Origin of the sequence: Rheinheimera fenheensis, from assembly GCF_039871805.1 — a bacterium.
In the GTDB taxonomy this organism is placed as follows: domain Bacteria; phylum Pseudomonadota; class Gammaproteobacteria; order Enterobacterales; family Alteromonadaceae; genus Alishewanella; species Alishewanella fenheensis.
This window is the reverse complement of sequence record NZ_JBDPJM010000002.1, coordinates 149,468-163,698: the sequence shown is the minus strand read 5'-3', so window position 1 is coordinate 163,698 and position 14,231 is coordinate 149,468. Positions and strand designations below refer to the sequence as shown.

General features: G+C 47.7%; 16 protein-coding genes. 13 read left to right on the top strand and 3 right to left on the bottom strand.

Going from position 1 to position 14,231, the window contains the following annotated elements; translation table 11 throughout:
• Positions 1–2 precede the first annotated feature (2 nt).
• The 9 genes from ABGI61_RS03775 (at position 3) to ABGI61_RS03735 (ending at position 8,900) form a co-directional block, all read left to right on the top strand.
• Entirely contained in the window at positions 3–1,082 is a 1,080-nt protein-coding gene (locus tag ABGI61_RS03775) for a pilus assembly protein PilM (protein ID WP_347597104.1), read from the top strand.
• Positions 1,070–1,663 (top strand): PilN domain-containing protein, encoded by a 594-nt coding sequence (locus ABGI61_RS03770; protein ID WP_347597101.1) that lies wholly within the window; start codon positions 1,070–1,072, stop codon positions 1,661–1,663. The genes ABGI61_RS03775 and ABGI61_RS03770 overlap by 13 nt, the downstream gene beginning before the upstream one ends.
• The gene (locus ABGI61_RS03765) at positions 1,660–2,259 is read left to right on the top strand and encodes a type IV pilus inner membrane component PilO (protein ID WP_347597098.1); all 600 of its coding nucleotides are present in this window, start codon (positions 1,660–1,662) and stop codon (positions 2,257–2,259) included. Before ABGI61_RS03770 ends, ABGI61_RS03765 begins: the two co-directional genes overlap by 4 nt.
• Positions 2,256–2,795: a pilus assembly protein PilP gene (locus ABGI61_RS03760; protein ID WP_347597095.1), complete on the top strand. Its 540-nt coding sequence runs from the start codon at positions 2,256–2,258 to the stop codon at positions 2,793–2,795. The genes ABGI61_RS03765 and ABGI61_RS03760 overlap by 4 nt, the downstream gene beginning before the upstream one ends.
• A gap of 36 nt (positions 2,796–2,831) precedes the next feature.
• Complete coding sequence (locus ABGI61_RS03755) at positions 2,832–4,877, top strand: type IV pilus secretin PilQ (protein WP_347597092.1); 2,046 nt, start codon at positions 2,832–2,834, stop codon at positions 4,875–4,877.
• 155 nt (positions 4,878–5,032) lie between these two features.
• Positions 5,033–5,551 carry a shikimate kinase AroK gene (gene aroK, locus ABGI61_RS03750; protein ID WP_040551360.1) on the top strand — a complete coding sequence of 173 codons (519 nt, stop codon included), beginning with the start codon at positions 5,033–5,035 and terminating at the stop codon, positions 5,549–5,551.
• A 25-nt stretch (positions 5,552–5,576) separates the two neighbouring features.
• Positions 5,577–6,635, top strand: a complete 1,059-nt coding sequence (aroB, locus tag ABGI61_RS03745; RefSeq protein WP_347597088.1) for a 3-dehydroquinate synthase — start codon at positions 5,577–5,579, stop codon at positions 6,633–6,635.
• A complete protein-coding gene (locus tag ABGI61_RS03740) occupies positions 6,635–8,020 on the top strand; it encodes a hypothetical protein (RefSeq protein ID WP_347597085.1) in 1,386 nt (461 codons plus the stop codon). The genes aroB and ABGI61_RS03740 overlap by 1 nt, the downstream gene beginning before the upstream one ends.
• A 7-nt stretch (positions 8,021–8,027) precedes the next feature.
• Positions 8,028–8,900, top strand: a complete 873-nt coding sequence (locus tag ABGI61_RS03735) for a Dam family site-specific DNA-(adenine-N6)-methyltransferase (RefSeq protein ID WP_347597082.1) — start codon at positions 8,028–8,030, stop codon at positions 8,898–8,900.
• Here the strand turns inward: ABGI61_RS03735 and ABGI61_RS03730 are convergent.
• The 3 genes from ABGI61_RS03730 to ABGI61_RS03720 all read right to left on the bottom strand — a co-directional run bounded on the left by ABGI61_RS03730 (position 8,845) and on the right by ABGI61_RS03720 (position 10,137).
• Positions 8,845–9,036, bottom strand: coding sequence for a DUF2970 domain-containing protein (locus tag ABGI61_RS03730; RefSeq protein WP_347597079.1), 192 nt, complete (start codon positions 9,034–9,036; stop codon positions 8,845–8,847). The genes ABGI61_RS03735 and ABGI61_RS03730 overlap by 56 nt on opposite strands.
• Positions 9,037–9,294: a hypothetical protein gene (locus ABGI61_RS03725; RefSeq protein ID WP_347597076.1), complete on the bottom strand. Its 258-nt coding sequence runs from the start codon at positions 9,292–9,294 to the stop codon at positions 9,037–9,039.
• A gap of 162 nt (positions 9,295–9,456) precedes the next feature.
• The gene (locus tag ABGI61_RS03720) at positions 9,457–10,137 is read right to left on the bottom strand and encodes a TorF family putative porin (RefSeq protein ID WP_347597073.1); all 681 of its coding nucleotides are present in this window, start codon (positions 10,135–10,137) and stop codon (positions 9,457–9,459) included.
• Positions 10,138–10,371: 234 nt separating this feature from the next.
• Between ABGI61_RS03720 and rpe the strand changes: the two genes are divergently transcribed.
• From rpe to ABGI61_RS03700, 4 genes are all read left to right on the top strand, one after another.
• The gene (gene rpe / locus ABGI61_RS03715; protein ID WP_347597070.1) at positions 10,372–11,049 is read left to right on the top strand and encodes a ribulose-phosphate 3-epimerase; all 678 of its coding nucleotides are present in this window, start codon (positions 10,372–10,374) and stop codon (positions 11,047–11,049) included.
• Between the two features lie 120 nt (positions 11,050–11,169).
• Complete coding sequence (trpS, locus tag ABGI61_RS03710) at positions 11,170–12,174, top strand: tryptophan--tRNA ligase (protein WP_347597067.1); 1,005 nt, start codon at positions 11,170–11,172, stop codon at positions 12,172–12,174.
• Between the two features lie 20 nt (positions 12,175–12,194).
• Positions 12,195–12,797 carry an anthranilate synthase component II gene (locus ABGI61_RS03705; RefSeq protein ID WP_347597064.1) on the top strand — a complete coding sequence of 201 codons (603 nt, stop codon included), beginning with the start codon at positions 12,195–12,197 and terminating at the stop codon, positions 12,795–12,797.
• Between the two features lie 58 nt (positions 12,798–12,855).
• Entirely contained in the window at positions 12,856–13,986 is a 1,131-nt protein-coding gene (locus ABGI61_RS03700; RefSeq protein WP_347597061.1) for an HDOD domain-containing protein, read from the top strand.
• The last annotated feature ends 245 nt before the right edge of the window (positions 13,987–14,231 follow it).

Below are 14,231 nucleotides of genomic sequence, written 5' to 3'. Positions count from 1 at the left end.
CTATGATAAATCGCCTGTTCAGTAAACAAACACCGATGATGGTGGGGATCGATGTCGGTGCACACTCCGTTAAGGCTGTGTTACTTAGCCAGCATAATGGTGTCTGCAAAGTAGAAGCCTTTGCCGTTGAACCTATGGTTAAAGGTGCCATGTCTGATCGGGAGATCCAGGACATTGAAGCAGTAGGTAATGTACTGGCTAAGATCCGGAAGAAGATCCCCAGATCAGTCAAATTTGCCGCCACTGCTGTTTCCGGATCCACCGTGATCAGTAAAGTCATTTTTATGGATGTGTCCTTAACTGATGCTGAACTTGAAAGTCAGATAGAAGTCGAGGCTGACACCCTTATTCCCTATCCACTTAACGAAGTTAGCCTCGACTTTGAAAAGCTCGATGTTAACGAAGCCGATCCATCAAAAGTAAACGTTCTGCTTAGTGCAGCCCGTACTGAGAGTATCGAGGCCAGAGTTGCCGCGTTAGAGAACGGTGGTTTTAGTGCTAAAGTTGTGGATATTGAAAGCTACGCATTAAGCCGTGCTGCAGAGCTGTGCCTAAAGCAGTTGCCTGATGATGCTAACAAGAAAGTGGTTGCTATGGTTGACATAGGGGCGACTATGACGCTTCTTAGTATTATCGAGAACGGTAAAACACTGTATACGCGAGACCAAGTATTTGGCGGTGACCAATACACCCGCAGTATTTTGTCTTACTATAATAAGAGTTATGAGGAAGCCGAGCAGGCTAAAGTCAGTGGGGATTTACCGCCCAACTATACATTCGAAGTCTTGGCACCTTTTCAGACCATGTTGTTACAACAGGTTCGTAGGGGTATCCAAATGTACCTGACCAGCAGTGGTAAGGATGCAGTGGACTATTTGGTCATCTCTGGTGGTACCGCGCTTATTGAAGGTATTGACCGGTTGTTAATTGATGAGCTAGGGATCCACACTGTAGTCGCAAATCCTTTCAAAACTATGGAAGTGGCGACAGCAGTCGATCGTGATCACCTTAATCGTCACGCACCTCAGTTAATGGTTGCCAGTGGCCTGGCGTTAAGGAGTTTCTCGTCATGGCATATATAAACCTGTTGCCGTGGCGCGACGCAGCGCGCAAAGAACGGCAAAAACAATATCTTACGCTGTTAACGGGTACTGCAGTACTTAGCTTTTTACTGGTGTTTGTTGTCAACATGATTTACAGCGCCCGGATAGACGGTCAGTTACAGCGCAACCGCTTTTTGGAAAGTGAAATCAAAGTATTGGATCAACGCATTGCCGAAATCCGTACCTTGAACGAAACCAAGAAAAGCCTGCAGCAACGTATGTCGCTTATCTCTCAGCTACAGAGCAGCCGAAACCTGGGTACCCAGATAATGGACGAAATTGCCAGCTCAGTGCCAGCAGGTGTCTATTTAACGCAGCTGGACAAAAAGGGTACGGCATTACTGTTGGTGGGTAAGAGCGAGTCGAATAACCGGTTATCGAACATGTTACGTGAGGCCGAAGAGTCGGAATTGTTGACAACGCCTTATCTGGAGTTTATCGAGGCTGGTAAAGATTCCGTCAGCTTACTGAGCAACTTTAAAATGCACCTTAAAGTAAAAGGCTACGAGGAAGTACAAGGCGCTGAAACGACGCCGCCGGCGCGGGGAGGTGCAAAATGAGTATGAACTTTAACTTGTCCGAGATCGACATCAATGATCTGGACTTTGAAAATATGGGCTCTTGGCCCACACCCGCCAAAGTAGTGTTTGCAGTGCTACTTGCGTTACTGGTTTCTGTAATTAGTTACTTTTTGCTGGTAGATAGCAAGATAGACGAGTTGGCATTTGCTCAAAATAAAGAACAGGAGCTACGTCAGGTTTACCGGACTAAATACGCATCAGCGGTTAATTTGGATTTGTACAAACAACAGATGGTTGAGATGGAGCAAACCTTTTCATTTCTGTTAAAGCAGCTACCGACTACGCACGAGACACCGGGCTTGCTAGACGATATTACCTACGTGGGTACTACCAGTGGCTTAACCTTTATTCGTATTAACTGGGAGCCAGAGATAGAAAAGGAATTTTACACCGAGCTACCGATTAAAATTGAAGTGATCGGCGATTATCACCAATTTGGTAATTTCGTCAGTGAAGTGGCGAAGTTACCGCGAATCGTCAGCTTACATGACTTCTCTATCCAGACTGAAAAGGACGAGCGCTTACGTTTTAACGTTGTGGCAAAAACCTACCGCTATAAAGAGGTGCAGCCATGATTAGACGGTTAACTGTAGTTGCATTAGCATTGTTACTAAGTGGTTGCTTTGACGATCTAAGCGATGTGCAAAATTACATTGCTGATGTCAAAGCCAATACCCGGGCGAGGGTTGAGCCACTGCCAGAGGTACAGGAGTTTGTTCATATTCCGTATCGTTCACAAGATACCCGTAGTCCGTTTTCTGCACCTCGTCCAGAAGCGATTCAGGACAAGTTTTTGCAGGTGCAGGACTGTTTACATCCGGACCCGCGTCGCCGAAAAGAGCCGTTAGAAAAATACGCTTTGGATAATTTAAAGATGCGTGGCACTTTGGGCGATATAGGGAATATCTGGGCGTTAATTGAAGCGTCAGATAAAACACTACACCGGGTTACCCTGAACAACCACGTCGGATTGTTTCATGGCCGCGTTATTAACGTTGAACCAACTCACATTGAGTTGCTTGAATTAATCCCAGATGGCGCCGGTTGCTGGAAAGAACGGACGACCATGTTGCAGATGGCTGACGGGTCATCAGCAGCTAGTAATTTATAGGTATGCGAGTAAATCATGGATAAAATAATCAAAACAATGTCTGACAGCATCCAGCGCACCATACTGTGCTTTGCAGCCTTAATGCTACTCTCATTGCCGGCTTCAGCAGTGCCACTGTTGTACGACGTGCGATACAACCCTTTATTAACCGGCGAGACTGAGATTGAGTTCGTGTTTGACGAAGAGTTGTACGCAGACCCGAGCATTCAGGTATTCAACGAGCCTGCCCGTATCGAACTGTTTTTTGATGAGTCAGATTACGAAGAAAAGCTTAATGAAGTCTTGATCGACAAGGCCGGTGTTAAGCGCATTACATCAGAATTCTCTGGTGATGGTTTCAAAACCGTAATCTATCTTGATTACCTGAAAATCTACCGTACACGGGTACGGGGTAATGTGTTTTACATGCACATTTCTGATAACCCAACAGCAGGCGACGTTGGCCAAGCTGCGGATGTTAAACCTACCTACATTAACCGGGTAAACGCTATTGATTTTCGTCGTGGTGATAAAGGCGAGGGCCGTGTGCTGGTATTTTTACGCGACAATACGGCAGCGGTTGATGTGTCAGAGCGTCTGGGTAAACTGGAAGTTGAGTTTCACAATACCGACATTCTTGATGAGTTACTGTATCAGTTAGACGTGGTGGACTTCGGCACTATTGTCAAAGGTATTGAGACGTTTAAAGACGGTGCCTCTGCCCGCTTGGTTATTGATACCACCGCAGAATTTACCTATACCTATCAGCAGATTGATAATATTTTCACGCTGAATGTAGAGCGCGATACCACTAACCGCAGTATTTTAGGTGGTGGTAAAGAATATAAAGGCCGTGCGATATCACTGAATTTCCAGGATATCCCAGTGCGTACTGTGTTACAGATTATTGCTGACTATAACGGCTTTAACCTAGTAACCAGCGACTCTGTTACTGGAAATATTACCTTGCGTTTGGATGGTACCCCTTGGGATCAGGCATTAGATATCGTTTTACGGGTGAAAGGTCTGGATAAACGCATGGAAGGCAACATTCTGATGGTAGCGCCCACCGATGAGCTTGCTGCGCGTGAAGCTCGTGAACTGGAAGCTAAGCAAACGGTAGCAGATTTAGAGCCGTTATACTCTGATTTCTTATCGGTAAATTATGCCAAAGCGGCAGATATTACCAAGTTACTGAGCAACAAAGATGCCACCTTGCTGTCTTCACGTGGCTCGGTAAATGTAGATGAGCGTACTAATACTATTCTAATTAAAGACACTGCAGTTAATATTGAAAACGTACGTAAATTAATTGAACGCTTAGACGTGCCAGTACGTCAGGTGTTAATCGAATCGCGTATGGTCACGGTACGTGACAGTGTGACTGATGAGCTTGGTATCCGCTGGGGTTTTAGCGACCAGCAGAGCAGCAGCAGTTCAAACCAGGGCACCTCTGGTACAGCTGGCGGTGCGAATACCATTGCTAACGGTGTGATCCCATCTCTGGACGATCGTTGGAACGTTAACTTACCAGCTAGTAACCCGGCGGGAAGTATAGCATTCCATATCGCCCGTTTAGCCGATGGTACCTTACTAGATTTAGAGTTGTCTGCGCTGGAGCAGGAAAACAAAGGTGAGATTATTGCCAGCCCACGCATTACCACCGCTAATCAGAAAGAGGCCCGTATTGAGCAGGGTGTGGAAATCCCTTACGTACAGGCCGCATCAAGTGGTGCTACCACAGTAGAGTTCAAAAAGGCGGTGTTAAGCCTGACAGTAACTCCTCAGATCACGCCGGATAATAAAATTATTCTAGATCTGGTTATCACACAGAATACCCGTGGAGAAACCGTACAAACCCCAACCGGCCCTGCTACGGCGATTGATACACAGCAGATCCAGACTCAGGTGTTGGTTGATAATGGTGAAACTATCGTTCTTGGCGGTATTTATCAGCAACAGATCTTATCGACGGTAAGTAAAGTACCACTGTTCGGTGATATTCCTTACGTAGGTAATCTGTTTAAGTCGACCCGTGAGGTTAATGAGAAGAACGAGTTGTTGATCTTCGTTACACCGAAAATTATCACTGACGGCATATAACCGCTTCACCCGGCTAGCTGCTGTTACAGCTAGTCGGGCTTTTCAGAATTAGCTTGCCAACGAAAGGCTATTCCTGACATAATTCAGCGCTTCAAATTTTCGTGGGAGCCTTTTGGTCCTTGAATTCAACTTTTCGCTGATTAGTAATACGACTTATGGCAGAAAAACGTAATATCTTCCTCGTAGGGCCGATGGGTGCGGGTAAAAGCACAATCGGACGTCACCTAGCAGACATGCTTCACCTAGAATTCTACGACTCAGATCAGGAAATAGAGCGCCGCACCGGGGCAGATATCGCCTGGGTATTCGATTTGGAAGGTGAAGAAGGTTTTCGCGTACGTGAAGAAAATGTCATTCAGGATCTGACAGAGCTGCAAGGCATTGTGTTGGCCACGGGTGGTGGCTCGGTGCTGAGCAAAGAGACTCGTAACCGCCTGTCGGCACGTGGTATCGTTGTTTATCTTGAAACACCTATCGAAAAACAAGTAGCACGTACCCAACGTGATAAGCGTCGCCCTCTGCTACAAACTGAAGAAGCGCCCAGAGAAGTACTGGAGCGACTGGCAGCTGAGCGTAACCCACTGTATGCGGAAATCGCCGACTTTACAGTGCGCACAGATGAGCAGAGTGCTCGGGCAGTGGCCAGCCAAATCATCGATCAGCTGGGTTTTTAATTTTCTTCTAATCAGGGGGCTGCAAATGCAAAGAGTTGACGTGCAACTTGGCGAGCGCAGCTACCCGATTAATATTAGCGATACCTTCAGCCCGCTTTTACCTGCATTAGCCGCGAAAAAGCAGGTTGTCGTCATTTCAAATCCTACCGTTGCGCCACTCTATCTAGATGCCGTGCAAGTACTATTTGGTCAAACCCAAGTGCGGCATTTTTTGTTACCCGACGGCGAGGCCTATAAAACCTTAGAGTCGTTCGAGCAGGTATTGAGCTTTTTATTACAGCAGCAAATATCACGCGATGTGTTGCTGGTGGCCCTTGGTGGCGGTGTAATCGGCGACCTTACCGGTTTTGTTGCTGCTTGTTATCAACGTGGTGTCAGCTTTATTCAGATCCCAACCACACTGCTATCTCAGGTAGACTCTTCTGTGGGTGGTAAAACAGCGGTGAATCATCCGCTGGGTAAAAACATGATTGGTGCTTTTAAACAACCGGCACAGGTGTTGATAAATACGCGTGTACTTGCCAGTTTACCCAAACGTGAATTTGCCGCAGGCATGGCGGAAGTCATTAAATATGGTCTGATTGGCGACGCATCTTTTTTTAGCTGGTTAGAGCAACAGCAACAGGCAATATTACAGTTAGACGATAGTTGTCTGGCACAGATGGTACGTCATTGTTGTCAAATGAAAGCAGATATTGTCAGTCGTGATGAGACTGAGCAGGGTGACCGGGCTTTGTTAAACCTGGGCCATACTTTTGGCCATGCTATTGAGGCCTGGCTTGGTTATGGTAACTGGCTGCATGGTGAGGCAGTTGCAGCGGGTATGGTAATGGCTGCTAAGGTATCGCTTGCGCGCGGCTGGCTTAACGAGGCGGAGTTAACACGGATCTGCACTTTACTAAACGCCTTTGACTTGCCTATATTACCCCCGTCTGGCATGCAGCTTGCCGATTTTATGCCTTATATGAAAACCGACAAAAAAGTCCGTGATGGTAAAATGCGTTTCGTCTTACCGACGAGCTTTGGCAAAACTGCGGTTGTCGATGATGTGACTGAGCAGGAACTAACAAGGATATTTGCCTGATGGATATCACGCTTTTGCAGCAAAAGTTAGCGCAACAAACTCAGCTATTGCCTACGCAGCGTGAATGGTTGGAAAGGCTATTATTCCAGTTAGCGTTTAACGATGTACCACAAGTTGAGGCCCTCGGCGCTGTCGGTAGCGGTAAATCAACACTGGCATTAGCGACTGCCGAGTTGTTCTCTGACCATTATAATGTCGCCTTGCTGGATGGCAAAGTTGCTGCGGCTCAGGCAGGTGAACAACTGATGCAACAGTGGTTTTCGCAACCGCTGCAGCCGCACGCTGATTTAGCGTATCAAGTCACTGCTGCTAAAACGACAACGCCACTTTTGTTGATCGTCGATGACACCGAGCAGCTTCCACTTACGGTGCTACAGCAGCTCGCTGATTTACCTTGTTTGCTGATTTATTTTTGTAGCGAACCGCTCAGAGTGGCACCGTTAAGTCTGACATTAAACCGGCTAACAGCGGACGATGCAGCCATTTTGTTACAGCATGAAACACTGAACAGCATCGAGCTGGCAAGCCGTCTGGCAGCCGCTGATGGCAATATACATGCGTTACTGCTGCCACCACGGTCACCATCAGCGACCACCGCAGTTGATACGGTTAAAAGCCGCATTCCACTGTGGGCCATCGGTGCTAGCGGCGCAGTGGTTGTATTGTTGCTTTTATTGTTGTGGCCGGCTGAAGATAAAGCAGCTAAACGTCAGCCGTTGCCAACTGAGCAAAATATAACGCATTCTGATGATACTACAGCGACAACTGCCAGCAGTGACACCGTTACTGATGACCGCATCAGCGATCTAGCTGCAGGCGTCAGTGATGCAGACGTTGGTTTGGATAACCTCAGCGACACCAGTAGCGCAGCGCCGGATGTCGACGCTTTGCAACCGCAAACTTTAGCCGCTGACACGGCGGCGGTGATAGCTCCAGCGCAAGAGTTTGCAACAGCACAGCCAGAGATTGAAGCTGTGGAGGATGAGGCGCAAAGCTTACCAGCGGATATTACCGGTCTGGTCAATGACAAGCAGCAAACCGTGCAAGCCGATAATAACGTGCCTGCTTATGTTTATCAGGAAACTGCATTGTTACAGATAGCAAAAAGCGACTTTGCCGTGCAGCTGGCCGTGTTATCCAGCGACGCGGCGCTGGCACGTTTTACCGCAGCCTATCCAGAACTGGAAGTGCTTAGCTATCAGCGCCAGTGGCAAGGTAAGATGCAGTTAGTATTAGTTTTGGCGCCATTTAATTCATCTGAACAGGCAAAACAGCAAATGGCACAATTGCCCTCGGCACTTCGTGCAACAGGCCCTTTTGTTAAGAGTGTACAGGCGATTCAGGCTGAGATAAAAGCACGTCAGCTTAGTCTGCAGGCGCAATAGGCGGATAATGGCTGCTGTGCAAAAAAGCCGGGCATTTTTAAAATGGGCTGGCGGTAAGTATAACCTGGTCGATGCTATTAGCAGGCATCTGACGCCTGCAGATACCCTGGTTGAACCCTTCGTTGGCGCAGGCTCGGTGTTTTTAAATACCGATTATCCCGCTTATCAGCTAAATGATATAAATGCTGATTTAATCGCGCTATATCAACTACTGCAAAGCCGCCATCAGAGTTTTATCGCTGATGCCAAAGCCTTATTTACCAGCCAAAGTAACCAGCGTGATGCTTATCTGAGTTTGCGTCAGCAGTTTAATTTAAGCCAGGATCCGTACGAGCGCTCGGTGCTGTTTCTCTACCTTAACCGACATGGCTACAATGGCCTGTGCCGCTATAATTTGTCGGGCAAGTTCAATGTACCTTTTGGTAGTTATAAGAAACCTTACTTCCCGGAAGCCGAGTTGCATTATTTTGCTGAAAAAGCACAGCGTGCAACGTTCACCTGCAGCAGTTATCAGCAGGTGATGCAGCATACTCAAGCTGGCGCAGTTATATATTGTGATCCGCCTTATGTACCACTGAGCAAAACCGCAAGCTTTACCAGCTATGCCAGGCAAGGCTTTGATTTGGATGATCAGGCACAACTGGCTAATTTGGCAGAAAAAGCTCAGCAACGCGGTGTAACGGTAGTGATCAGTAACCACGATACCACCTGGACACGTAAAATATATCAGCAAGCGGTATTACATAGTTTGCAGGTAGGGCGTTCAATTAGCCAAAAGGGTTCTGGCAGGGGTAAGGTAGCGGAATTATTTGCGGTGTATCAGGCTATGCCAGTACCAGTTTCACCACCAGTAACAATACAGCCACAAAAAGTAGGGTAACGACTAAGCCGACTACGATGTAAGGAATAGGACTGCTGCTGGCAAAGTCCTGTTGGCGCTGTTGCTCTGACTGCACACCAATGAAAGCACCAAAAACAGCCTTAATCACTTGTCTCAGCGTTGGCTTATTTGCCATTTAAGGTTTTTGTGCAGGGCTTAGCCGGCTCAACAGTTCCAGCAAGTCAACAAAATGAAACTGAGTAGAGCGACTATTGCCCTGAAACCAACTAAACCAGCTTTGTTGCTGTGTTGCTAAACACTGTTGCTGTGCAGTAGTGTCTTCAAGCGCGGCACAGTGTTGGCTAGTTAGCAGCTTTGGCGCTACAACATAAAGAGCACCGGCAGTAATGCCAGCTGAAATTAAAGCAGCTTGGTACAGCTTGGTAAATTTCATGTTAAATCCATTTGCTCTTCTAAAACACACTGATGATAAAACATCTGGTTAAGTGACACAAGCTGATTATTAATTCAGCAACCAAGCATTTATAAGCCATAGTGCCGCACATGGATCAGTGGGTAGTGAAAAAAGCTGGCAGCACGCTGCCAGCCTGTCAGATTAGAAGCTTTTTGATATGGCAAAAATGACCCGGCTATCTGCCAGGTAAGACCCATTGATATCGGTATCGACATACGTCAGGCTTAACCCTGCTCCCAATACTTCTGTGCTTAAACCGATACTCCAGTCCAGATAACTGGCACTGCTATCATCATATTCGTTTTGACCCACATGTAAGTCCAAACTCAGATTGTCGCTAAGCGCATAGGCATAATTGGCATACACATAAATAAAGTTGCCACTATTCGCGTAGTAGTCATCACTGTACGCCAAACCAAACGTCAGATCTTTGTATGACAGCGAGCCATAAAGCTCATAAAAGTTAGAGCCGTCAATTTCAGCATTCGGGTAGCCATAACGCATAATGCCGACATCGGTCGACCAATCGTCATTAATAGCACCACTCCAACCCAGCATCACATCCAGCTCCAGCGTGCCTTCAGCCAGAAAGTCAACGTTCGAGCCCCAGACAGAAGCGTAAAAGCCCGATGCAGAGCTCAGTGATAAGCCACCTTGTAGTGCCGGAGCTTCCTCGGTTTGTGATATACCGCGAAAGGCATAGTCTGACGCAAAGGTTACATCACCGCTCAACGTTAGCTCTGATGCGGTCGCGTTGCTAAGGCCAGTGCCCAGCATCCATAAACTTGCTGCCAAAATAGTACGTTGTGTTGCTGTTTTCATTTTATTAGCCCTTTTCTCTGTTCCCTGCCTTTGGCATTCCAAGATGTATGCCAGTTAAATAAATCATTTATTTTCAAACGCATAGACATTTTAGTCGGTTTGAGTTAGCAGCAACTTGTGCAGTATTGGTGCGTTGTTGCTTATTTTGCGTGCAGCAAGTTGGCGCTGTGTCAGCGTGTTTTTTAGCAGCAAATCCAGTAAAGTATCGGCTTTGCGGATTTTGGGGGTGTTGCTATGCAACCTTATCTGATTGCACCATCGATTTTGTCGGCTGACTTTGCCCGTTTAGGCGAGGAGGTCAAGGCAGTGTTGAACGCGGGTGCCGATGTGGTGCATTTTGATGTGATGGATAATCATTATGTGCCCAACCTGACTATTGGCCCTATGGTATGTCAGGCGCTGCGTAACTATGGTATCACTGCACCTATTGATGTGCACCTGATGGTAGAGCCGGTGGACAGTTTAGTGCCACAGTTTGCTCAGGCCGGCGCCAGTATGATTACCTTTCATCCTGAAGCCTCACGCCATATTGACCGCACACTACAACTGATCAAAAGCCATGGCTGCAAAGCTGGCTTGGTTTTTAATCCGGCTACGCCATTGAGCTATCTTGATTATGTGCTGGATAAAGTTGATATGGTGCTACTGATGTCGGTAAACCCGGGCTTTGGCGGACAAAAATTTATTCCGGCTACGCTAACTAAGCTATCTGACGCTCGTCGGTTAATTGATCAGAGCGGCTTACCCATCCGGCTAGAAATCGATGGCGGTGTGACAGTGGAGAACATTGCTGAGATTGCCGCTGCTGGTGCAGATATGTTTGTTGCCGGCTCAGCCATTTTTAATGCGCCGGACTACAAAGACGTAATAAATCAAATGCGTCAGCAGCTGGCCAAAACCCTAACCTCTTAGTGGTATGCTAAAACGCATTTTTACTGCCGGTCTAGCCCCTTAGCAGATATAATGGCGCACACAGCGGCTGGGTTGCCGGCCTAAAGTTAACCTGAAACAATGGTAATAGTGGATACAATAATGAGCAAAAAGCCCATAGTACTCAGTGGCGCACAGCCATCTGGCCAACTGACAATAGGAAATTATCTGGGTGCCCTGCGCCAGTGGGATAAAATGCAGGATGATTATGACTGCTTATATTGTATCGTTGACCTGCACGCCATTACGGTGCGTCAAGAACCTGCAGCGCTACGCAGCGCCTCCCTGGATAGCCTGGCGCTTTATCTGGCATGTGGCATCGACCCTAAGCGCTCAGCGGTGTTTATGCAATCGCATGTGCCTGAGCATAGCCAACTGGCCTGGGTGCTGAATTGCTACACCCAATTTGGCGAGCTAAGCCGCATGACGCAGTTTAAAGACAAGTCAGAACGGCATAACAATAACGTCAATGCCGGTTTGTTTACCTATCCGGTGCTGATGGCCGCAGACATTTTATTGTATCAGGCTAACCAAATTCCGGTAGGCCATGACCAAAAGCAGCATCTTGAGTTGGCCCGCGATGTCGCTATGCGGTTTAATGCGGTACATGGTGATATTTTCACCGTACCCGAGCCTTATATTCCACCGGTGGCTGCCCGGGTGATGAGCCTGCAAGACCCAACGAAGAAGATGTCAAAATCGGATGATAATCCGTGGAATTTTGTTGGTCTGCTCGAAGATCCGAAGATGATCAGCAAGAAATTCAAAAAGGCGATGACTGATTCAGAAGATCCACCACGCGTAAGGTTTGACCTTGATGCCAAGCCTGGTGTTGCCAATCTGCTGAGTATTTTAAGTGGTGTTACCGGTAAAACCATTACCGCGCTGGAAGCCGAGTACGAAGGAAAAATGTATGGCCATTTAAAGGGCGATGTCGCTGATGCTGTTATCAGTCTGTTAGAGCCGGTACAAAAAACCTTTAGCGAGCTGCGCGCTGATTTGCCTACCTTACAAGCGGTAATGCGTGAAGGAGCAGAAAAAGCCCGTAGCCGTGCCGCTAACACCCTGGCCAAAGTAAATGATGCTGTGGGTTTTGTTGCGCCCTAGGCGCGCCACAGGCCACGCTTATGCTACTGCTGATTGATAACTACGACTCCTTTACCTATAACCTGATGCAGTATTTCGCTGCATTGGGCCAACAGGTGATGGTGCGACGTAACGATGACATTAGTCTGACGCAAATTCAGGCGCTCTCACCAGCCTATCTGGTGATTTCGCCTGGGCCAAAAACACCGGACGATGCCGGCATTTCACTGGGGGCAATTGAGCATTTTGCCGGCAAGCTGCCCATTTTGGGCGTTTGTCTGGGGCATCAGGCCATTGCTCAGGTATTTGGTGCCAAAGTCGTGCGTGCCGCACAGGTGATGCATGGCAAAAACTCGTTAATCCGCCACAACAGTCAGTCAGTGTTTGCCGGGCTGGCTAACCCGTTGGATGTTACCCGTTACCACTCGTTGGTGGTGGAACGGCAAAGCCTGCCTGCCGAGCTGATTGAAACTGCCTGGACCACTAATGATAACGATACAGCGGTCGATATTATGGGTCTTATGCACCGTAGTTTGCCTATTCATGGCATACAGTTTCATCCTGAGGCAATATTAAGTCAGCAAGGTAAAGAGCTGCTGGCAAATTTTTTACAGTTAACGACAGACACAGCGCGGCTTGACTGAAACCTGTCTGCACCACAGGATGGGGTATTTTTAATTTGGCTAATGGAAGTAACGACACGTGACAAACTCCACAGTGCTGGCAGCGGATACGCTTCAGCAGCGTTTTTTTGACCAGTTGGTTGGCGTTAATCCAGACAGCAAACGACTGCGCTATCAAATCCGTGCCGGTCAACCAACTGATAGCCGCAATCTGCTTGATGTTGATGCCAGAGCTGCGCAATTACGCGCAGCCGGTGCTCAGGCCAAAGCCCAGTTCAGTGAATTTGCTCAGGCGCACTTACATGACCAGGTTGCAGACGAGCTGCTGCGTAAGCTACACAATATCGGTCAGGTAACGGCTTCACTCTTTGATCCTGGTCAGAATTTCTATCTGTTACTGGACGCGCTCAGCGCCAAAGTGGTGACGGTAAATAAACTGGATGGTTTAATTTCAGCTGTGCCCTGGTTGGTGGAAGACTTATTACGGCTGGTTAATCAGCCACAATATCGTAACCGCACTGCGTCAGGTGCTATGGTAAAAGACATTAAAACCGCCTTACGTTTTCTTGGTGTTGAAAGCCTGCAACTGATTTTACCCGTCTATGCCATGCGTCGCATGCTGCCGCATTCGACCGACCCCTTCACCAGTTTGAAGAGCAGGATCTGGGACTACTCGCTGGCGGTGGCCATAGCCGCGCGTAAGCTGGCAGAAAACAGTGCCGAGGTCCCCTATAACGCCTTTTGTGTGGGGCTGTTTCATACGCTGGGGCACTTGGTGGTCACGCGTAATTACCTGCGTACTTTTGCCGAGGTACGCCAGCAGCAGTTGTTACATGCCCGGGAAAACCGCGATGTGCAGCTGACCGACGCGCTGGATGCATTAACACCCGATGCCAGTTTTTTGTGTGAAAGCATGCATGAATTTGCGGCTATTCTCAGTGCTGATATCACGTCTTGCTGGCAATTACAGTCACTGCCATTGTGTCAAACGCTGGATCAGCTGGCAGAGGGCATTGGCTACAATGGTTGCACACCATTGGCTCGTCTGGTGCAGCAGGCACAAACCTACGTACAGTGGCAAGAGCTGAAAAGTCTTCAGCAGGTTACAGAAGCCGAACGTCAGATATGGTTTGCCAAAGTTCAGCTTAGCGGCGAAAACATTGAACTGCTGGCTAAAACTAACTTAAAACGCTTGGGTGTCGATATTTAACAAAAAAATTTCTGGCCATAAACATGCATCAGTGTGTAAACAGACGGCCATTGCAGCAACACGGTGCAGCGGCCTATGGCAGCAACACGCTAAGGACTATGCCAAGGTTGGCAAAATTTGCTTTAGCTGCGTAGTTATTCAAATAGCATGCAAATCTATCTGCAGGCCTTGTTTTTTCTGGCTTTTGGCTGCCTTAGCAGGCAAGACAAGGCGGGTTTAATCTGCAATAATGCCTGACAATTAAG